Raw genomic sequence first — 20,255 nt, 5'->3', positions numbered from 1 at the left:
CGGTGAGCACAGAAAGAGTAGGGTGTGAACCCGTAGAAGAGAGGATGTGAGGACGGGGGTCTGAACTATTCATGCCAATTGTAGATATGTCACCCACATTAAAATTTCTGGGATAAATGATTACGTTTACATTAACAGACTGCAGGGCCCCTTTATACCCTAAGAGGCCCAAAGCAATGTAAAACTTAGTGAATCGCCTCCTGGCGATGGTAGCCGCGCCACCATACAAGAAGGTTGAGCGCGGCAACGATGGCCCCAATCCCACACACGCCCGACCAGCCGGCATGCTGCCACGCCGACGCTGAAATTAATGAACCGGCAGCACCACCAATGAAGTAGCTGGTCATGTATCCGGCGGTGAGGCGGTTACGCGCTTCGGGTTTCACGCGATAAATCACGGTCTGATTAGTAATGTGGACACCCTGTACGGTGAGGTCGAGTACCAGAATACCGACGATCAGCGCCAGCACCGAGACGTGTCCATACCAGATCGCCGCCCAGGAGAGCAGGAGCAAAACCAGCCCGGCGGTGGTGGTCAAATGTGATTTGCCTTTGTCGGCCAGCCCACCCGCCGGACGCGCGCCCAGCGCGCCCGCAGCACCGGCCAGGCCGAACAGACCAATGACGCCTTCAGAATAGTTAAACGGCGGTGCCGCGAGCAGAAACGCCATTGAGGTCCAGAGAATACTGAAGTTGGCGAAGGTCAAACATCCAAGCAGAGCGCGGGTGCGCAGGAGTTTATCCTGAGTGAACAGGCTGAACACGGAGACCAGAAGCTGCGGATAGTTAAGATGGTTCTCTTGCTTCACCTTCGGCAGGCCGCGCCACAGCGCCAGCGCCATTACCACCATTAACACGCTCGCCACCCAATAAACGGTGCGCCAGCCGCCGAGGCTTGCCAGTAGTCCTGCCACGGTACGCGCCAGCAAAATCCCCAGCAGCAGGCCGCTCATGATGGTACCCACTACCTTGCCACGTTTGTCCGGTGAGGCCAGCGTCGCGGCGAGGGGTACCAGGATTTGCGCGACGACGGAGAACAGCCCGGTCAGCGCGGTACCGACGATCATCATCGTCAGCGACTGGCTGCTGGCGGTGATCAGCATGCCACCTGCCGCCAGCAGCGTCATCGAAACAATCAGCATCCGGCGTTCAAACATATCGCCAAGCGGCACCAGGAACAGCAACCCGGCGGCGTAGCCGAGCTGTGCCGCCGTCACGATGAAGCCAGCGGAACTGGCAGAAAGGTTGAACGCGCGGGCGATGGTGTCGAGAAGGGGTTGCGCGTAATAGTTGCTGGCGACGGCCAGACCCGTTGCCACGGACATTAAAAGGATAAGTGCGGGGCTAAGCCCTGGAGTTGTTTTTGTCATGAGTTTCAGGAATCGTTCGTTAAGTGATTATTTTTCCGGAAACCATAATAGCGAATGATTGTTAAGGTGGGGGGATTGTTGGGTGATGGATTGTGCGGTTTAGGGGGATCGTGCGGTCTGGTGCCCCCTCACCCCGGCCCTCTCCCCTTTGGGGAGAGGGTTAGGGTGAGGGGTAAGGCTTTGTGGTTTACTTCTGCGCCGCAAGCCCCTCTTTCACCCAGCCGTCAAACTGCTGCTGGTGGGCTTTGATCCAGCCGTCGACGTGACCTTTGACATCCGCTTCAGACGATTTGCCCGCATGCATCATGGCGTTCTGAGCATTGATATCCGCCAGCGGCAGTTTCATTACCGAGAACAATTTTGCTGCCGCCGGGTTTTTCTCGGCCCACGCTTTGTTCGCCACAATATGCATGGTATTCACCGGGAAGCCGTAGTTCATGCCGTTCGGCAATTTGGTGTCAATATCCTTCTGCTCGCCCGGCAGGGAGGAGAATGGCACCTGCAGCCACACCACGTCTTTACCCGGCTTCAGCACGTCGCTCACCCAGTACGGCGTCCAGGTGTAGTAGATCACCGGTTTACCCTCTTTGAAGCGGGCAATGGTGTCGGCCATCATCGCCGAATAGTTGCCGTGGCTGACATCAACCGTCTTCGCCAGGTCATAGGCTTTGTTCTGGTGATTAATCACCGCTTCACAGCCCCAGCCCGGTGAGCAACCCATCATGTCGGCTTTACCGTCACCGTTGGTGTCGAACAGTTTGGCGATCTTAGGATCTTTCAGCTGTTCAATATTGGTGATGTGGTACTTATCGGCGGTTTTCTTGTCGATCAGATAACCCTGCGCTGCACCGGTTACGAAGGTGCCTTCACGATAGAATTTCTTGTCGCCACCGGCGGCGGCATACATATCGTCGTGCAGCGGCTGCCAGTTCACCGCGGTAAAGGTGGCATCACCGGAGGCAATCGAGGTATAGCCCACGTTGTAATCCACTTCGCTCGGCGTGTTGACCGTGTAGCCCAGTTTTTCCAGGGCTCGGCTGACGATGAGCGTCTGGAAGCTCTCTTCCGAAATGGTGCTCTGCACCGGCTGCACGGTGATGCCTTTACCCGGCAGGTCAGCTGCAAACGTGCTGGTGGAGACAAGGGTGGCAAACGCTGTGGCAAAAAGTACGTTATGTCGCATCGTTGTTCCTTATTTTGATTTCGTGAAAGGGCGGGTGAATAACCCGACAGGGCCGGTGGTATACCAGCGACGGTTGCCGCGACTGCGTGAATCACGACCGACAGCCTGTGTCAGGCGGTCAAGAATAATGGCGAGGATCACAATGCCCACGCCGCCGACGGTAGCCAGCCCCATGTCGAGACGGCCAATACCGCGCAGCACCATCTGGCCCAGACCGCCCACGGCGATCATTGAGGCAATGACCACCATCGACAGCGCCAGCATCAGCGTCTGGTTAACGCCAGCCATGATGGTTGGCATCGCCAGCGGGAGCTGAACCTTAAACAGCATCTGACGCGGGCTGGCACCAAACGAGCGTGACGCTTCGATCAGATCGGCCGGCACCTGGTTAATGCCCAGGATGGTCAGACGAATAATCGGCGGCAGGGCGAAGATAATGGTTACCACCACGCCCGGCACGTTACCGATACCTAACAGCATTACGATAGGCACCAGATAGACGAATGCCGGTGTGGTCTGCATCGCATCCAGCAGCGGACGAATGATCTTCGCCGCCCGCGGGCTACGTGCCAGCCAGATCCCCATCGGCAGGCCGATGACAATACAGAAGAGCAGGGCTGTCAGCACCAGTGCCAGGGTGATCATCGCCTGCGACCAGGCGCCAATGGCGCCAATGGCAATCAGCGAAATCAGCGTGGCGATCCCCATTCCTGCGCTACCGAACTGCCAGGCGATCAGCGAGAACAAAACGATCGCGACCGGCGCTGGCATACCGAGCATCAGCTGCTGGAAGCCGTTGAGGATGTAATCCACCGGGACGCGGATCCCCTGAAAGAGCGGACGAAAATGCGTTACTACCCAGTCGATCCCCTCCGTGACCCAGCTATCGAGTGGGATCAGCGTTTTATGGAACGGATCCATAATGTTGAAGTGTTCTGGCGCAGGCGCAGGTGCGCTGTTGAGCCAGTCCGCCGCGCCACCGCCATCGGCAGGTGCTGGCGTGGAGCCCCACGCATCGGCAGATTGCGCAGCGCTGTCCGCTGCTTCAGTGGTGCCCCACGGGTTAGATTGATCGGTCATTGTTTGCTCCCTCGCGATCTAAAGCCTGCAGCAACATGCGTTTTGAGATGATGCCGACGTACTGTTGTTCTTCCCCGACGACCGGAACGGCACACGGCGCCTGGCCGACGTGGGAGAGCAACTCGCTGAGCGGCGTTTCGGCGTCCACGGCAAGGGGAGCGTCAATTAACGCCGCATCGATTCCCTGATTTTCGCTAAGGGCGGTTTTCAGGGAGTCGATGGAGACAATGCCGACAAATTTATTGCCGCGTTCAACCAGATAACCGTATTCACGGTCTTCGTCCTGCAGAAGCTTAAGCGCGGAGCGTGGACCGAAACCTGGCGTTTTACGGATAATGCCGTTTGGCGTTCGACGGGCAATATCTTTCGCGCTAAACACATGGCTAATATCCACGCCGCGGAAGAAGGTACGCACGTAATCATTTGCCGGATTATTCAGTATTTCATCCGGCGTGCCGACCTGCACCACCTCACCATTTTGCATAATGGCAATTCGGTCGCCAATACGCATGGCTTCATCTAAATCATGGGAAATAAAGACAATGGTTCGCTGATGTTTTGCCTGTAATTTTACCAGCTCATCCTGCATCTCGGTGCGAATTAACGGGTCGAGTGCGGAGAAGGCTTCATCCATTAATAATATGTCTGGATTAATGGCTAATGCGCGGGCTAAACCCACACGCTGACGCATCCCGCCGGAAAGTTCATCCGGGTAGGCGTGAGCATAATTTTCGAGCCCAACCTGACGCAGCGCATCAAGCGCTTTTTCCTGACGTTCTTGCGCAGCAACGCCCGCTAATTCCATACCGAAAGCGGCATTATCCAGCACCGTCATATGCGGCATTAGCGCGAATGACTGGAACACCATTGCAATCTTCTTTCTGCGCACCTCGCGGAGCTCTGCGTCTGATATTCTGGCGATATCCACGCCGTCAATCAGCACCTGTCCGCGGGTGGGTTCAATCAGGCGATTGAGAAGGCGAACCATAGTGGATTTACCCGAACCGGATAACCCCATGATGACAAAAATCTCGCCTTCTTCAATGGCCAGACTGGCGTCTTTAACGCCAAGCGATAGCCCGGTTTTTTCCAGAATTTGCTCTTTCGTAAGGCCTTTTTCAATATATTTGAATGCGCGCTGTGGATGCTCGCCAAATACTTTATAAAGATTTTTCACTTCTAATTTAATTGCCATGCAATAGAGAGTGTCCTGTTATTTGTTTATGCCAATATGATTACCATGGTAAATTGTTAACAGGCATAACCCTAACATACTGAGAATCTGAGACAACCCTGCGTTTGCTTATGGTGGGGATTTTCAGGTAAGCGAAACGGCTGAATTTCCCATGAGTAAAGGGCTGAGCGTCATTTGAGTTTTTCTTAAATTTTTGCTGCTGCATCGGGGAATTTCGCCTGAATCGGTGTGATTCAGGCGAATATGACGGAGGAATTACAGTGTAGTTCCCAGGGGAATATTCTGGTAGAAATAAAGGGATTTATATTTAATTAATGAACGTTAATTCACTCATTAAAAATCCCAGTCTTCGTCTTTCGTCTCCACCGCTTTGCCCATCACATACGATGAACCGGACCCGGAGAAGAAATCGTGGTTTTCGTCGGCATTAGGCGACAGCGCCGCCAGAATGGCCGGGTTCACTTCCGCCATCTCCGGCGGGAACAGCGCCTCGTAACCAAGGTTCATCAGCGCCTTGTTGGCGTTGTAGCAGAGGAACGCTTTGACGTCTTCTTCCCAGCCCGTTCCGGCGTACAGCTCTTCGGTATAGCTCAGCTCGTTATCGTACAGATCCATCAGCAAATCGAGCGCAAACCCTTTTAGTTCATCGCGTTTTTCCGTACTGATTTTCTCCAGACCTTTCTGGTATTTATAGCCGATGTAATACCCGTGCACCGCTTCATCCCGAATGATGAGCCGAATCAGGTCGGCGGTGTTGGTGAGCTTGCCCCGGCTCGACCAGTACATTGGCAGCCAGAAGCCGGAGTAGAAGAGGAAGGATTCCAGAAACACGCTGGCGACCTTCTTTTTCAGCGGCTCGTCGGCCCGATAATACTCAAGCACCAGCGCAGCCTTGCGCTGCAATGACGCGCTCTCTTCACTCCAGGCGTAAGCCGCATCCACGTCTTTGGTCTGGCACAGCGTGGAAAAAATCGAGCTGTAAGAGCGGGCGTGCACCGCCTCCATAAAGCTGATGTTCGACATCACCGCCTCTTCATGCGGCGTCAGCGCGTCAGCCATCAACGCCGGGGCACCAACGGTGTTCTGGATGGTGTCCAGGAGCGTCAGGCCGGTAAAGACTCGGATCGTCAATTGTTGCTCGGCATGGCTCAGGGTTTGCCAGGCCGGAATATCATTGGAGAGCGGGACTTTTTCCGGCAGCCAGAAGTTGCTGGTCAGGCGGTTCCATACCTCCAGATCTTTATCGTCCTGGATTTTGTTCCAGTTAACGGCATTCACGCGTGACAGTTTCATCCTTTCTCCTTACAGCGCGCAGGACACGCAGCCTTCGATTTCGGTGCCTTCCAGCGCAAGCTGGCGCAGGCGAATGTAGTAAAGCGTTTTGATGCCTTTCTTCCAGGCGTAGATCTGCGCTTTGTTGATATCCCGCGTGGTGGCGGTATCCGGGAAGAAGAGCGTCAGCGACAGCCCCTGATCCACGTGTTTTGTCGCTTCGGCGTAGGTATCGATGATTTTTTCCGGGCCGATTTCATACGCATCCTGATACAGCGCCAGGTTGTCGTTGGTCATAAACGGGGCAGGGTAGTAAACGCGTCCGGTCTTGCCTTCCTTGCGAATTTCAATTTTCGACACAATCGGATGAATGCTCGACGTGGCATGGTTGATATACGAGATAGACCCGGTGGGCGGCACGGCCTGGAGGTTCTGGTTATAGATACCGTGGCGCATCACGTCATCACGCAGCTGCAGCCACATCTCGCGCGTCGGCAGGGTTATCCCCGCGCGGGCAAAGAGATCGCGCACTTTTGCGGTTTTCGGCTGCCACTCACCTTCAAGATACTGGCTAAAATATTCCCCGCTGGCGTAGCGCGACTGTTCAAATCCCGCGAACCGCTGGTTGCGCTCGCGCGCCAGCATCATTGAGGTGTGCAGCGCATGCCAGGTGATGGTATAGAAATAGAGGTTAGTAAAATCCAGTCCTTCCGGACTGCCGTAGGCGATGCCTTCGCGTGCCAGGTAGCCGTGAAGGTTCATCTGCCCCAGGCCGATAGCGTGCGATGCGGCGTTACCCGCTTCGATGGAGGGCACGCTGCGGATGTGGCTCATGTCCGATACCGCCGTCAGTCCGCGAATGGCCGTCTCCACCGTGCGGCCGAGGTCAGGGGAATCCATGGTGTGGGCGATATTCAGCGACCCGAGGTTGCAGGAGATATCCTTGCCGATGTCAGCGTAGTCCAAGTTCTCGTCGTAGGCTGACGCGCTGTTGACCTGCAAAATCTCCGAGCACAGGTTGCTCATGTTGATGCGTCCGGCAATCGGGTTCGCGCGGTTTACCGTATCCTCGTACATGATGTACGGATAGCCAGACTCAAACTGGATTTCTGCCAGCGTCTGGAAGAAATCGCGGGCGTTGATGGTTTTTTTGCGGATGCGCTCGTCGGCTACCAGCTCCTCGTAGCGATCGCTGATGGCTACGTCGCCAAAGGGTTTGCCGTAAATACGCTCAACGTCATACGGCGAAAAGAGCGCCATCTCGGCATTCTCTTTGGCCAGTTTAAAGGTGATATCCGGGATCACCACCCCCAGCGACAGGGTTTTGATACGGATTTTTTCGTCGGCATTTTCGCGTTTGGTATCCAGAAAACGCAGAATATCGGGATGATGCGCGTGCAGGTAAACCGCCCCGGCGCCCTGGCGTGCGCCAAGCTGGTTGGCGTAGGAGAATGCATCTTCCAGCATCTTCATCACCGGGATCACGCCGGAAGACTGGTTTTCAATGCGCTTGATCGGCGCGCCCGCTTCACGCAGGTTCGAGAGCAGAAACGCCACGCCGCCGCCGCGTTTGGAAAGCTGAAGCGCCGAGTTTACCGCACGGCCAATCGACTCCATATTGTCTTCGATGCGCAGCAGGAAGCAGGAGACCAGCTCGCCGCGCTGGGCCTTACCGCAGTTGAGAAACGTTGGCGTGGCGGGCTGGAAGCGCCCGGCGAGGATCTCCTCCATCAGCCGTTCAGCCAACGCTTCATCGCCCTGGGCAAGGGTCAGCGCCACCATCACGACGCGATCTTCAAAATGCTCCAGGTAGCGTTTACCGTCGAAGGTTTTCAGGGTGTAGCTGGTGTAATACTTCCACGCGCCGAGGAAGGTCTGGAAACGAAAACCGCTCGCATGCGCGCGCTCGAAAAGCTTCACCACGAAGGCGCGGTCGTAGCGGGTCAGCACGCGCTCCTCGTAATAGCCCTCTTTAACCAGAAAGTCGAGGCGTTCCTGCTGGCTGCCAAAAACGACGCTGTTTGGACGGACGTGGGCGGCGAAAAAGGCCTCCACCGCCTCATGATCTTTGCCAAACTGAATGCGCCCCTCCCGATCATAGAGGTTAAGCATTGCGTTTAATGCGTGGTAATCAGGTGCTGCCTGGATTATCCGTTCTGCGGTTGTCGTTGCCAAAATTCGTTCACTCCTTTTCGCACATTTTCTACGTCCTGCTGTGTCCCCATCAGTTCGAAGCGATAGAGATACGGCACGCCGCATTTTTGAGAGATGACATCCCCGGCGCGGCCAAAGGCATCGCCGAAATTACGATTGCCTGCCGCGATCACGCCACGGATAAGCCTGCGGTTATGCGGATCGTTAAGAAAGCGGATCACCTGGCGAGGCACGGCGCCTGCCGTACCGCCACCGCCATAGCTGGGCACCACCAGAATGTAAGGTTCGTCTACCTGAATACGTTCCCGCTCATTAAGCGGAATACGCACCGCAGGCAGCCCGACGCGCTCGATAAAGCGAAGCGTGTTTTCCGAGCTGCTGGAGAAGTAGACCAGCCCACTCATGCGCTGGCGGCCTGGGCGCTTAGACGGTTAATCATGTCCGGGCGAAAGCCGGACCACCGGGTTTCACCGGCAATGACCACCGGGAGCTGACGGAATCCCTGCGCCCGCAGGGTCTCAGCGGCCTCAGGCTGCTGGTCGATATTCACCATCTCAAAAACCATTCCACGGCTTTCCATCGCCCGTTTGGTGGCGTGGCACTGAACACAATTGTTACGAGTGTAAATAATAATGATCATGATTCGTATTTCCATTTAAAATGAGAGAGCGGCGCGAATCATCGCGTCAGGTTGTGTGTGTCTTGCTAAAGGAAATACTAGATGTAGTTATCTTAACTTTCAACCATACAAGATATGGGAAATTCAGATTGATGTTGCCCTGGTGATGAGCTCAGCGGGGCAGGGCGGGCTGCACGGGTTTTTCAAAGGATAAGGTAAAGAAAAGCCCCGGCGCCTGAGGCCACCGGGGCTGATGAGAAGCCGCACTTATTTTCGCAGGCTGAGCAGGGCGCCGACAAAGATGCCGACCGCTGCGACCGTTCCCAGCGTACACAGTGGCTTTTCACGTACGAAGGTCGTTGCACAGCTTGCCATGTCGCAGGCAGCCTGCGTGGCGCGTGAACGTCCGTTCATTCTGGCGCGGGTTTCACGGAGCAGAGACTGAGCCTTACGTTTTGCGGCATCCGCTTCGTCCTTCGCGTCAGATCCCCAGGACTTCAGCACCTCTTCCAGCGTGTCCGCTAATTGGCTGACATCATTACGAATATCCTGCGCGTCGTCGTTAATATCGTTTCGGTTCGGTCTGTTAAACATACGATCCTCCGTAAATTTGCGTTCCCGATCAGTTTAGTTCAGAAATTTAATATCTGAAGCGCGTCACGCGTTATCCGGCAGTTTATGGACTATTCTGAAAGCCCTGCTAATGCTGAATACTGTAAGGTTGCCGGGCAGGAAAAGATAACGAGGAAAAGATATGTATTTACGACCTGACGAGGTGGCACGCGTTCTTGAAAAAGAGGGATTCACCATGGATGAGGTGACGTCAAAAGCGTATGGATATCGCCGCGGTGAGAATTATGTGTATGTTAATCGTGAAGCCAGAATGGGACGTACTGCTCTCATTATTCACCCGACGCTGAAAGACAGAAGTCTGTCATTTGCTGAGCCTGCCTCGGATATTAAAACCTGCGATCATTATCAGCAATTCCCGCTCTATTTAGGCGGAGAAACGCATGAGCATTATGGTATTCCGCATGGCTTCAGTTCGCGCATGGCGCTGGAGCGGTTTCTGAAGGGACTGTTTGGCGACGTACAGTAAACTGGCGACTGGCATTCGCCAGTCGCTTCACATCACGCTTTCGCCTGGCTGTACTGACTGACTTTGAACAGACGGCGGCAGTAGTCGAGGAAATAGCCGTATACGGCGCCCATCAACATCGAAATAACGATATTCGAACTGACCGCCGCGACGATCTGGTGCCAGTCTGCGCCCACGGTTAACAGAATAGCCACATATACCGGAGACTGGAACGTCACATAAGCCAGCACGTCCGCCAGGTTTTTTACCCAGCCTGCGGGGCTGATACGACGGGCGAAACGCATGACCGCATCGCGGTATAACCCGTATGGCCATGCGATAATAATGTTGACCGGGATGGCCACCAGACGCGAAGAAAGTGACTGCTCAAAGGTCATTCCTGAGAGGAATATTTCAATTAGCATGTTCACGACGGAACAGTAAACAACCATCGCAAAAGTATCCGCCACAGCGTGGCGCAGGCGAGATTGCGGCGAGAACATGTCTGAACTCCTTGAGAAGAACACAGTGGAAACGATTTCCCTTCGGCGATTAGTGCTTTAGGTTGCTTTGTTTGACGTGTATAGCGTATCTCTCTGTGTTTGAACTAACAACTAGTGATTAATTTTTATTTAATCGCCTTTTGTCCACAAAATTCTCTAAAATTGAGTGTTTTTTGTTCTGCTCGTTATAATCTGTCTTGTTAAGGTGCTTTTTCATAAAAAACAAAGACTTGATTTTCGAGGCGGCCAGGGTGAGTCATCCTTGTCTGGATGGCGGCGCAGTATGCTGTAATTTGAATTAAAGTTGACCATTTATATTGATGTGGTGATTAGATTCGCACCAGGCTCGCCGGCATCCTGCGTTATTATTAACGTTAATATTTAAATATATTTACACTGATGCCCCTGCGGACCCTTGGGTAGATATTCTGGTCGAAATGAATTATTCTGTGGGTGATTTATCTATTTACCCCAAAGAAAAGGTTTTCAAATAATATGTCTTTGACGTTACAGAATCTTAATAATATCCGAACCCTGCGCGCGATGGCGCGTGAATTATCCCTGGACGTTCTTGAGGAAATGCTGGAAAAGGTCAGGGTCGTTACTGAAGAGAAACGCAGTGAGCTGGCGGAATTAGAGCAGCAGCGTGCTGAGCAGCAGGAGAAAATTAATGCCCTGCTGGAGCTGATGAAAGCCGATGGTATTTCACCGACCGATCTGCTGGGTTCCGAGCTGGCGCAGACGGGTAAACCGACTAAAAAGCGTAAACCGCGTGAAGCGAAATATCGCTTTATTGATCAGAACGGTGAAGAGAAAACGTGGACCGGCCAGGGCCGCACGCCGAAGCCTATTGCCAGCGCGCTGGCAGAGGGTAAAACGCTGGATGATTTTCTGATCTAATGCGTGAGCCGGGCGGTAATCGCCGCCCGGTTGTTTGTTCAGCAGACGCCGAAATCACCTTCTTCACTATACGGCGCCAGATCGGCCGCTTTCAGGGTATATTTTTCGCCTTGTTCATTACTGGCCTGAACCGCCACAACGCTTTCACCATTCACTTCGAGCACTTTCAGCTTCGGGCCGCCTTTACGCGGTTGCACATAATCACCGACAGAAAACATATTACCTCCTCATCGTTTAAGCGATCTTCACCTTAGCCCACGTATGACGCCGGGTACAGTGACTTTCACAGATTACTGCTTATGAGGTACGCCGGTTCCATGGCATCACCTTGAGCAGTCTCGCCATACCGCAAAATCCCGTTACACCGGCGAACAGCAGCCCGGCGCCCACAAAACCGCTGAGCAGGAAAAAGCCGCTGGAGACGCTATAGCCCAGCACCACGCCGCAGAGAATCAACAGCCCGGCCGCGATTTGCACCTGACGCATCAGCGGGAGAGGCTGGGATTTATCTTCAACGGTCAGCAGCCCGGCCTGCTTCCAGCCCTGAATGCCCCCCTCGACCACAAATGCCTGAGCGGGTGACGCCGCCTGGGCCAGGCGGTCAGCATTCCCGGACGTCCTGGCACCGGACTGACAGTGAAAAAGCACTATTTCACCCGCCCGTGCGTTAAGTCCGCCGGGTAAGGTGGCTAGCGGTACTGACTCTGCCCCGGAAATATGCTCGCGGGCATATTCGTCGGTATCACGAATATCTATGAGTCTGGCGCCCTCGGCTACGCGGGCTTTGGCCTGTTGCGGTGTAATCAGCGGAAGTGACATGGCGACTCCTTACGGACAATAAAGGGTTTTCAGGGTGCTGATGAGCTGAAGCACCGCATCGTTTTTAATGAAATAAAGAATGCGCTGCGCCTCACGGGTGCTGTCGATAAGTCCTTCCTCACGCATACGCGCCAGATGCTGCGACGTGGCGGAAGGGCTCAGCCCGGTGGAACGCGCCAGGTCGCCCGCACGGGTGCCGGGAGCTCCGCATAATGTGCAGAGGATCAGCAGCCGACGTGGATTACTCATCGCTTTCAACAGGGCGGCGGCCTGCTCAGCGCTGGCCTGGAGTTGTTCAAGTTCAGTCATTTTAGTTTAGCATTTCCTTAATTAAGTAAACTCTAAACTATTACGGTGCGTTACACCACTGCCAAAAGCGTAAAAGAGGGTAAATGGGACGGGTCTGGATGGCAGAAGCCGATAAACTGGCTACGCTTAAGAGTCATACTCTTATTTATTTTCAACTGGTTAGCTTGTACGGAGTGCTTATGGGTTTTTGGCGTATTGTCTTTACGATTATTCTTCCTCCGCTGGGCGTGCTGCTCGGTAAGGGGTTTGGCTGGGCGTTTATCCTGAATATTCTTTTGACCTTGCTGGGTTACATTCCCGGTCTTATCCACGCGTTTTGGGTACAAACCAAAAGCTAAGCCCGCCAGAGTAAATCGCTATAGATGTTCGTCAGCACGCCCGCTGGACCAAACTGTTGTTTGATCCAGCGAGTGACCTGGCCGGTCGCCGCATGTTGTGTGGCAAGCAGCATGCGGGAATCCTGACGCGGATTGTTGATGCGTCGGGTGACCAGTAGCCCGTCTTCTACCGCCTCGCGGGCCATGTATTCCGGCAAAAAGCCAATCCCTTCTCCCAGAATCTGACACTGGCACTTGGTGTTGAAATCCGGCACCAGAATCGCCTCCTGCCCGTGCAGCAGCCAGCCGACCTTCTTATTAATGGTGTGCGCGGTATCTTCCACCATGATGTTGGGATATAGCCGCAGCTGGCTCTCCGCAATCGGCTCGGGGACAAAGGCCAGCGGATGTTCCGGTGCGATAGCAAATACCCAGCGGATGGCGCCAATCTCGGTGTAATCAATGCCGCCGCCGTCGAGCAGGGTGTCCGGCGCACCAATCGCGATATTAGCCTGGTTGTTGATGATGGAATCCCATACGCCGTTATACACCTCGGTGGTCACCGTGATCTGGCAGGTGGGAAACTGCTTTTTCAGCACCTGCAGCAGGCGTGCAGTATGACGTGGAGTATACAAAAGCTGATTGATACAGATACGCACCCGCGCCTCAATGCCCTGCGAAATGGTATCAATTCCGCGCTTGATGGCGTGAAAGTCGTTCAGCAGGTCGGTTGCCTTGCGGTAAAAGTAAAAGCCAGATTCGGTCAGCTCAATGCTGCGCGTGTTACGCACAAACAACACCACGTCCAGCCCGGTCTCCATGCGTTTAATGGTGTAACTGATGGCCGAGGTGGTCACGCCCAGCTCGGCGGCGGCTTTGCTGAAACTGCTAAAACGTGCCGCAGTGGTGAAGGCAAGCAGGTTCTCTTCGGTAAAGATGGAATTCATATTACGGCTCCTGGTTGCCATCAGTTTTGAACATATTTTAACAGCGCTGTTACATCACATTTGAAGCCGGTCACAGTTCTGACTATTTGCTCAGGGCCGCGCGGTACAAGGCTTTTTCAGCCATAAGGATAATGCAGCCTGAGGCGCTAAAAAGCGGTAAAACATAAGAAAAAGGTTGCACAGACGCACGTTTTAGCTGAACCGTTGAATTTAACTCAACAATGAATTGCCTGTCGATGAATGAATTTTAAGCGGATTCTTTTATCACCAGGCTGTTGCTATTCTCAGGTCATCAGAAATGAAACATAGGGAGTCTGAATATGTCTGCAACTGCACTGGTGACGGAATTTCTGCTGGCGGCAGAAGAGGGGAACGTCGACGCGCTAAAAGCCTGTCTGGAGAAAGGCGTCGATATTAACGCCACCAACCGCCAGAAAAGAACCGCCATTATTATTGCCAGCCTGAAAAAGCATTATGCCTGTGTGGAATTTTTAATTGCAGCCGGTGCGGATATTGATAAACAGGACCAGACCTGTTTTAACCCCTTCCTGATTAGCTGCCTGACCAATGATTTAACGTTACTGCGCATCGTTCTTCCGGCAAATCCGGACCTGGATCGCCTGACGCGCTTCGGTGGCGTGGGGATTACCCCGGCCAGTGAGAAAGGCCACGTTGAAATTGTGCGCGAGCTGTTGGCAAAAACCGATATTAACGTCAACCACACCAACTTTGTCGGCTGGACGCCGCTGCTGGAGGCCATCGTGTTGAATGACGGCGGCGAGAAACAGCAGGAAATTGTGAAGCTGTTACTGGATAACGGCGCGAACCCGCACATGACCGATAAATACGGTAAAACCCCGCTCGAGCTGGCGCGGGAAAAAGGCTACCACGCGATCGCCGACCTGCTGCTGGCGGCCGGCGCGTAAAGACGACGGTCAGCCTGTTCCGGCTGGCCGCTTAATAAAAAAGCATTTTTACCGACGTGCATTTTGCACGACGGCGGCCCCCTTTTATCCGCTTTCAGGAGAAAATAATGCCCACAAAAATCGTGATTAAAAAGAACACTTATTTTGACTCCGTCTCATTAATGTCCGTTTCCACAAAAGCCAATAAATTGCCGGGGGTTGAACAGGCCTTTGTGGCGATGGCGACGGAGATGAATAAAGGCGTATTAAAAAACCTTGGACTGCTGACGCAGGAATTAGAAAACGCGAAAAACGGCGATCTGATGATCGTTATTAAAGGCGATGCGGCGAATGATGAAACGCTGGCGGCCATCGAAGCGTTATTTACGCGCAAAGAGCGTGCAGGCTCCCACGAAGCGCGCTACGCCACGATTGCCAGCGCCAAAACCCATCGCCCGGACAGCAATCTTGCGGTGATCTCCGTCAACGGCACCTTCGCCGCCCGTGAAGCACGTCAGGCGCTGGAAAACGATCTTAACGTCATGCTCTTTTCCGATAACGTGTCGCTCGATGACGAGCTGGCGCTGAAGCAGCTGGCCCACCAGAAAGGGCTGCTGATGATGGGGCCGGACTGCGGCACCGCCATTATCAACGGCGCGGGGCTGTGCTTCGCTAACGCGGTACGTCGCGGGACGATTGGGATTGTCGGCGCATCCGGGACCGGCAGCCAGGAACTCAGCGTGCGCATTCATGAATTCGGCGGCGGTGTGTCGCAGCTGATTGGCACCGGCGGGCGCGATCTCAGCGAGAAAATCGGCGGCCTGATGATGCTCGACGCCATCGACATGCTGGAGGCCGATGAAGGCACCCAGGTGATTGCCCTCATCTCCAAGCCACCCGCACCCGCGGTGGCTGAAAAAGTCCTCGCCCGCGCCCGCGCCTGCCGCAAGCCCGTCGTCGTGTGTTTCCTCGGCCGCAACGTACCGCCCGCTGATGAAGACGGCCTGCAGTTTGCCCGAGCCACCAAAGAGGCAGCCCTGAAAGCGGTACTCCTTACCGGCATCGACAAAGCGTCTCTGGATTTGCACCCGCTCAACTGGCCGCTGATTGAAGAGGTGCGCGCCCGCCTGACCCCGCAGCAAAAATACATTCGTGGGCTCTTCTGCGGTGGGACCCTGTGCGACGAAGCGATGTTTGCGGCGTTGGAGAAGTACGACGACGTCTACAGCAACATCCAGCCGGAACCGGCGAAGCGTCTGAGCGACATCAACGTCAGCCAGGCCCATACCTTCCTCGACTTTGGCGATGACGATTTCACCAACGGCAAACCGCACCCGATGATCGACCCGACCAACCGCATCAGCCGCCTGCTGCAGGAGGCGTGCGATCCGCAGGTGGGGGTCATCGTGATGGATTTTGTGCTCGGGTTTGGCGCGCATGAGGATCCGGTTGGCGTGATGCTCGACGCGATCAAAGAGGCGCAGGCGATCGCGAAGGCCGACAGCCGTCCGCTGGCGATCTTAGGCTATGTGCTCGGTACCGACCAGGATCCGCAGAAGCTTGCTCAGCAGTGCCAGCTCCTGACCGATGCGGGCGTCATCTGGGCCAGCAGCAGCACCAATACCGGATTACTGGCTCGCGAATTTGTCTGCAAAGGGGAGAACGCATAATGACCACCTTATTTAACCAGCCGCTGAACGTGATTAACATCGGTATCGCGATGTTCAGCGACGACCTCAAAAAACAGCACGTTCCCGTGACCCAGCTCGACTGGACGCCGCCAGGGCAGGGCAACATACAGATCGTTGAGGCGCTCGATCAACTGGCCGAAAAATCGCTGGCGGAGAAAATTGCCGCCGCTAACCACATCGCGCTTGAGCGCATTATTCAGTCCCACCCGGTGCTGGTGGGCTATGACCAGGCGATTAACGTCGTGCCGCGCATGACCCGCACCACCATCCTGCACGCCGGTCCGCCTGTCTCGTGGGAAAACATGTGCGGGGCGATGAAAGGGGCGGTCACCGGCGCGCTGGTGTTCGAGGGGCTGGCGGCGGATCTGGAGGAGGCTGCAAGGCTCGCCGCTTCAGGGGAAATCACCTTCTCGCCGTGCCACGAGCACGACTGCGTGGGCTCGATGGCGGGCGTCACCTCCGCGTCGATGTTTATGCACATCGTTGAGAACAAAACCTACGGCAACCGCGCGTTCACCAACCTCAGCGAGCAGATGGCGAAGATCCTGCGCATGGGCGCCAACGACCAGAGCGTGATTGACCGCCTGAACTGGATGCGCGACGTGCTCGGCCCGATGCTGCGCGACGCGATGAAGATCGTCGGTGAAATCGATCTTCGTCTGATGCTGGCCCAGGCGCTGCACATGGGCGACGAGTGCCACAACCGCAACAACGCGGGCACTACGCTGCTGATCCAGGCCCTGACGCCGGGTCTGATCCAGGCGGGTTATCCTGTTGAGCAGCAGCGTGAGGTGTTCGAGTTTGTCGCCAGCAGCGACTACTTCTCCGGCCCGACGTGGATGGCAATGTGCAAAGCCGCGCTGGACGCCGCCCACGGCATTGAGTACAGCACCGTTGTCACCACCATGGCGCGCAACGGCTACGAGTTCGGTCTGCGCATCTCCGGCCTGCCGGGGCAATGGTTCACCGGCCCGGCGCAGCAGGTCATTGGCCCGATGTTTGCGGGCTATAAGCCGGAAGACTCCGGGCTGGATATCGGCGACAGCGCAATTACGGAAACCTACGGCATCGGCGGTTTTGCCATGGCGACGGCGCCGGCGATTGTGGCGCTGGTGGGCGGCACGGTGGAAGAAGCCATCGACTTCTCCCGGCAGATGCGCGAAATCACCCTCGGCGAAAACCCGAACGTCACCATTCCGCTGCTCTCTTTTATGGGCATCCCGACTGCCATCGACATCACCAAAGTGGCAGGCAGCGGCATTTTGCCGGTCATTAATACCGCCATTGCCCACAAGGACGCCGGTATCGGCATGATTGGGGCGGGCATCGTTCACCCGCCGTTCAGCTGTTTTGAAAAGGCGCTGTTGACCTTCCGCGATCGCTACGTTTTATAAGGCATGCATCCATGAAAAACATGAAACTGGAGTGGAAAAGAGGTGACTGGGCGGCTTATTTCGGGTTGATGACCAACAACCTGACCAATTTGCTGACCATGATGGGGCTGCTCATTTTTGTCGTCGGCATCCCGAAGGAGATTGTTTATGGACGCATCGCACCAGCCTTCGGGCTGGCGGTGCTGGTGGCGAGCATCTGTTATGCCTGGTTTGGCCTGCAGATGGCCCGTGCCACCGGGCGCACGGACGTGACGGCGCTGCCGTCCGGCCCGAGCGCGCCGTCGATTTTTACCGTGACCTTCCTGGTCCTCATGCCCGTCTACCAGCAGACCGGGGATGCGGATTTCGCGATTCAGATCGGTCTGGTGTGGTGCTTTGTGGAAGCAATGATCCTCGCGGGCGGTTCGTTCCTCGGGGAGACCATCCGCAAGATGATCCCGCGCACCGTACTGCTGTCGTGTCTCTCCGGTTTAGGCCTGCTGCTGCTGGCGATGAACCCGATGCTCCAGGCGTTTGAAGCGCCGACCGTGTCATTCATCGTACTGCTGCTGATTTTTATCAACTGGTTCGGCAAAAAGCCGATTTTCGCCAAAATCCCGACCGGTCTGCTGTTGCTGATTGCCGGTACGGCATTAGCGTGGATCTCGGGGCTGCAAAGCCCGGAAGCCATTAAGGCGTCTATGTCATCCTTCGGCTTTAACCCGCCGGAAGTGCACGTCGACAGCTTTATGCAGGGGCTGCCGCACGCGCTACCGTATCTGGCATCCGCCGTGCCGCTGGGGCTGGCGAATTATATCTTTGACCTGGAGAACATCGAAAGCGCCCACGCGGCGGGGGATGAGTACCCGACCCGTAAGGTGATGCTGGCGAACGGTCTGGCGTCGATGCTGGGCTGCCTGATGGGTAACCCGTTCCCGGTCACGGTCTACGTCGGCCACCCGGGCTGGAAAGCGATGGGGGCCAGCATTGGCTACACGCTGGCTTCCGGGGTGACCATGTTCATCGTGCCGCTGTTCGGGCTGGGGGCGTTTATGCTCGCCATCATTCCGATGACTGCCATCGTGCCCATTCTGGTATTTATCGGCGTCGTTACCGCTAACCAGGTGGTGCGGGAAACGCCGAAAGTGGAGGTGCCCGTCATCTTCATCTGCCTGTTCCCGTGGATCGCCAACTGGGCGCTCACCATGATGAACAGCGTGATGAATGCGGCAGGGACCAGCGCAGCGAAAATCGGCACCGACGTGCTGCACAGCAAAGGGATTTACTACGAAGGGCTGATGCATCTCGGCAACGGCGCGCCGCTTGCCAGCATGCTGTGGGGCTGTATCGCTATCTTCGCCATCATCAACAAGCCGCTGCGCGGGGCCGTTGCGGCCGCGGGTGGGGCGCTGCTGGCACTGTTTGGGGTGATCCACGCCCCGGTGGTGGGCTTTGCCGAAGGCAGTTCGCTGATGTTCGTTACGGCCTACCTGATGATGGGCGGCATGTTTGTGGTGAAGCATTTTCTCGATAGCCGCGAAGCGGCGAGCGCTGCGACAGGTACCGTTGCGAAGGAAAACGTATGAAAGAGCTTATGGTCGTCGCCATCGGCGGCAACAGCATTATCAAAGACAACGCCAGCCAGTCGGTTGAGCATCAGGCGCAGGCGGTCAAAGCGGTGGCAGAGTCCGTGCTCGAGATGCTGGCCTCCGACTATGACATCGTACTCACCCACGGCAACGGTCCCCAGGTGGGGCTGGATCTGCGCCGGGCCGAAATCGCTCACGAACGGGAAGGGCTCCCGCTGACGCCGCTGGCAAACTGCGTCGCGGATACCCAGGGCGGAATCGGCTACCTGATCCAGCAGGCACTCAATAACCGCCTGGCGGGGCGCGGGGAGCAAAAAGCGGTCACGGTCGTCACCCAGGTCGAAGTGGATAAAGACGATCCCGGCTTTACGCACCCGACGAAACCGATTGGCGCTTTCTTCAGCGAGGCGCAGCGCAATGATCTGCAGCAGGCGCACCCGGACTGGCATTTTGTCGAGGATTCAGGCCGCGGCTATCGCCGCGTCGTGGCCTCGCCACAGCCGCTGCGCATCGTAGAGGCAGATGCCATCAAGGCGCTGACGCAAAAAGGTTTTGTGGTGATCGGCGCGGGCGGTGGAGGAATTCCCGTCGTGCGCTCGGAGCAGGGCGACTACCGCAGCGTCGACGCGGTAATAGATAAAGATCTCTCCACCGCGCTGCTGGCACGGGAGATCCGCGCCGACGTGCTGGTCATCACCACCGGCGTGGAGAAGGTGTGCATTCACTTCGGCAAGCCGAACCAGCAGGCGCTGGATACCGTCAACGTGGCGCAGATGACGCGCTACATGGAGGAAGGCCATTTCCCGGCAGGGAGCATGTTGCCCAAAATCGTGGCCTCGCTGGAATTTTTACACCACGGCGGCAGGCGAGTGATTATCACCTCCCCGGACTGTCTGCCCGCGGCACTGCGCGGGGAAACCGGTACCCATATTGTGAATGAAGGAAAATAAG

The 20,255-nt window shown here is 55.7% G+C and carries 22 protein-coding genes; 8 read left to right on the top strand and 14 right to left on the bottom strand.

The window, feature by feature from the left end:
• Positions 1-185: 185 nt before the first annotated feature.
• The 9 genes from AAER43_RS17760 to AAER43_RS17720 form a co-directional block, all read right to left on the bottom strand.
• The gene (locus AAER43_RS17760; protein WP_050862077.1) at positions 186-1,370 is read right to left on the bottom strand and encodes an MFS transporter; all 1,185 of its coding nucleotides are present in this window, start codon (positions 1,368-1,370) and stop codon (positions 186-188) included.
• A 187-nt stretch (positions 1,371-1,557) separates the two neighbouring features.
• The gene (gene proX / locus AAER43_RS17755; protein WP_057057850.1) at positions 1,558-2,553 is read right to left on the bottom strand and encodes a glycine betaine/L-proline ABC transporter substrate-binding protein ProX; all 996 of its coding nucleotides are present in this window, start codon (positions 2,551-2,553) and stop codon (positions 1,558-1,560) included.
• Between the two features lie 9 nt (positions 2,554-2,562).
• The gene (gene proW / locus AAER43_RS17750) at positions 2,563-3,633 is read right to left on the bottom strand and encodes a glycine betaine/L-proline ABC transporter permease ProW (protein WP_050862076.1); all 1,071 of its coding nucleotides are present in this window, start codon (positions 3,631-3,633) and stop codon (positions 2,563-2,565) included.
• Complete coding sequence (gene proV / locus AAER43_RS17745; protein ID WP_014884963.1) at positions 3,617-4,828, bottom strand: glycine betaine/L-proline ABC transporter ATP-binding protein ProV; 1,212 nt, start codon at positions 4,826-4,828, stop codon at positions 3,617-3,619. The genes proW and proV overlap by 17 nt, the downstream gene beginning before the upstream one ends.
• 333 nt (positions 4,829-5,161) lie before the next feature.
• Positions 5,162-6,121, bottom strand: coding sequence for a class 1b ribonucleoside-diphosphate reductase subunit beta (nrdF, locus tag AAER43_RS17740; protein ID WP_014884962.1), 960 nt, complete (start codon positions 6,119-6,121; stop codon positions 5,162-5,164).
• 9 nt (positions 6,122-6,130) lie between these two features.
• Positions 6,131-8,275 (bottom strand): class 1b ribonucleoside-diphosphate reductase subunit alpha, encoded by a 2,145-nt coding sequence (gene nrdE, locus AAER43_RS17735; protein WP_050862075.1) that lies wholly within the window; start codon positions 8,273-8,275, stop codon positions 6,131-6,133.
• A complete protein-coding gene (gene nrdI / locus AAER43_RS17730) occupies positions 8,248-8,658 on the bottom strand; it encodes a class Ib ribonucleoside-diphosphate reductase assembly flavoprotein NrdI (RefSeq protein WP_014884960.1) in 411 nt (136 codons plus the stop codon). The genes nrdE and nrdI overlap by 28 nt, the downstream gene beginning before the upstream one ends.
• A complete protein-coding gene (gene nrdH / locus AAER43_RS17725) occupies positions 8,655-8,894 on the bottom strand; it encodes a glutaredoxin-like protein NrdH (protein WP_050862074.1) in 240 nt (79 codons plus the stop codon). The genes nrdI and nrdH overlap by 4 nt, the downstream gene beginning before the upstream one ends.
• Before the next feature lie 246 nt (positions 8,895-9,140).
• Entirely contained in the window at positions 9,141-9,467 is a 327-nt protein-coding gene (locus AAER43_RS17720) for a DUF883 domain-containing protein (RefSeq protein ID WP_023308924.1), read from the bottom strand.
• A gap of 160 nt (positions 9,468-9,627) precedes the next feature.
• On the opposite strand from AAER43_RS17720, the gene AAER43_RS17715 reads away from it, so the two are divergent.
• A complete protein-coding gene (locus tag AAER43_RS17715; RefSeq protein ID WP_006811693.1) occupies positions 9,628-9,972 on the top strand; it encodes a DUF2002 family protein in 345 nt (114 codons plus the stop codon).
• A gap of 32 nt (positions 9,973-10,004) precedes the next feature.
• Here the strand turns inward: AAER43_RS17715 and alaE are convergent, their stop codons facing one another.
• Positions 10,005-10,454 carry an L-alanine exporter AlaE gene (gene alaE, locus AAER43_RS17710; RefSeq protein WP_023331140.1) on the bottom strand — a complete coding sequence of 150 codons (450 nt, stop codon included), beginning with the start codon at positions 10,452-10,454 and terminating at the stop codon, positions 10,005-10,007.
• 495 nt (positions 10,455-10,949) lie between these two features.
• Here alaE and stpA point away from each other — a divergent pair, with 495 nt between their 5' ends.
• Complete coding sequence (stpA, locus tag AAER43_RS17705; RefSeq protein ID WP_023337683.1) at positions 10,950-11,354, top strand: DNA-binding protein StpA; 405 nt, start codon at positions 10,950-10,952, stop codon at positions 11,352-11,354.
• Between the two features lie 38 nt (positions 11,355-11,392).
• Here stpA and AAER43_RS17700 read toward each other — a convergent pair whose 3' ends face one another.
• From AAER43_RS17700 to AAER43_RS17690, 3 genes are all read right to left on the bottom strand, one after another.
• Complete coding sequence (locus tag AAER43_RS17700) at positions 11,393-11,572, bottom strand: hypothetical protein (protein ID WP_014884955.1); 180 nt, start codon at positions 11,570-11,572, stop codon at positions 11,393-11,395.
• Positions 11,573-11,651: 79 nt separating this feature from the next.
• The gene (locus AAER43_RS17695; protein WP_014884954.1) at positions 11,652-12,173 is read right to left on the bottom strand and encodes a rhodanese family protein; all 522 of its coding nucleotides are present in this window, start codon (positions 12,171-12,173) and stop codon (positions 11,652-11,654) included.
• A 9-nt stretch (positions 12,174-12,182) separates the two neighbouring features.
• Positions 12,183-12,482 carry a metalloregulator ArsR/SmtB family transcription factor gene (locus AAER43_RS17690; RefSeq protein WP_050862073.1) on the bottom strand — a complete coding sequence of 100 codons (300 nt, stop codon included), beginning with the start codon at positions 12,480-12,482 and terminating at the stop codon, positions 12,183-12,185.
• 179 nt (positions 12,483-12,661) lie between these two features.
• Here AAER43_RS17690 and AAER43_RS17685 point away from each other — a divergent pair, with 179 nt between their 5' ends.
• On the top strand, positions 12,662-12,820 hold the full coding sequence (locus AAER43_RS17685) for a YqaE/Pmp3 family membrane protein (RefSeq protein ID WP_014884952.1): 159 nt from the start codon (positions 12,662-12,664) through the stop codon (positions 12,818-12,820).
• Here AAER43_RS17685 and AAER43_RS17680 read toward each other — a convergent pair.
• On the bottom strand, positions 12,817-13,746 hold the full coding sequence (locus AAER43_RS17680) for a LysR substrate-binding domain-containing protein (RefSeq protein ID WP_023331139.1): 930 nt from the start codon (positions 13,744-13,746) through the stop codon (positions 12,817-12,819). The genes AAER43_RS17685 and AAER43_RS17680 overlap by 4 nt on opposite strands.
• 320 nt (positions 13,747-14,066) lie before the next feature.
• Here AAER43_RS17680 and AAER43_RS17675 point away from each other — a divergent pair, with 320 nt between their 5' ends.
• The 5 genes from AAER43_RS17675 to AAER43_RS17655 all read left to right on the top strand — a co-directional run bounded on the left by AAER43_RS17675 (position 14,067) and on the right by AAER43_RS17655 (position 20,254).
• Positions 14,067-14,672: an ankyrin repeat domain-containing protein gene (locus AAER43_RS17675; protein WP_014884950.1), complete on the top strand. Its 606-nt coding sequence runs from the start codon at positions 14,067-14,069 to the stop codon at positions 14,670-14,672.
• Positions 14,673-14,779: 107 nt separating this feature from the next.
• Positions 14,780-16,321 carry an acyl-CoA synthetase FdrA gene (gene fdrA / locus AAER43_RS17670; RefSeq protein ID WP_231069947.1) on the top strand — a complete coding sequence of 514 codons (1,542 nt, stop codon included), beginning with the start codon at positions 14,780-14,782 and terminating at the stop codon, positions 16,319-16,321.
• Positions 16,321-17,736 (top strand): DUF1116 domain-containing protein, encoded by a 1,416-nt coding sequence (locus tag AAER43_RS17665; protein WP_047624959.1) that lies wholly within the window; start codon positions 16,321-16,323, stop codon positions 17,734-17,736. The genes fdrA and AAER43_RS17665 overlap by 1 nt, the downstream gene beginning before the upstream one ends.
• 11 nt (positions 17,737-17,747) lie before the next feature.
• Positions 17,748-19,301, top strand: coding sequence for a hypothetical protein (locus AAER43_RS17660; RefSeq protein ID WP_048996630.1), 1,554 nt, complete (start codon positions 17,748-17,750; stop codon positions 19,299-19,301).
• The gene (locus AAER43_RS17655; RefSeq protein ID WP_023331135.1) at positions 19,298-20,254 is read left to right on the top strand and encodes a carbamate kinase family protein; all 957 of its coding nucleotides are present in this window, start codon (positions 19,298-19,300) and stop codon (positions 20,252-20,254) included. Before AAER43_RS17660 ends, AAER43_RS17655 begins: the two co-directional genes overlap by 4 nt.
• Position 20,255: the final 1 nt, after the last annotated feature.

The organism is Enterobacter sp. FUJ80071 (assembly GCF_038739915.1).
GTDB classification, from domain to species: Bacteria; Pseudomonadota; Gammaproteobacteria; order Enterobacterales; family Enterobacteriaceae; genus Enterobacter; species Enterobacter kobei.
The sequence above is the reverse complement of the archived record's forward strand: the minus strand, read 5'-3'. Positions and strand labels throughout refer to the sequence as shown.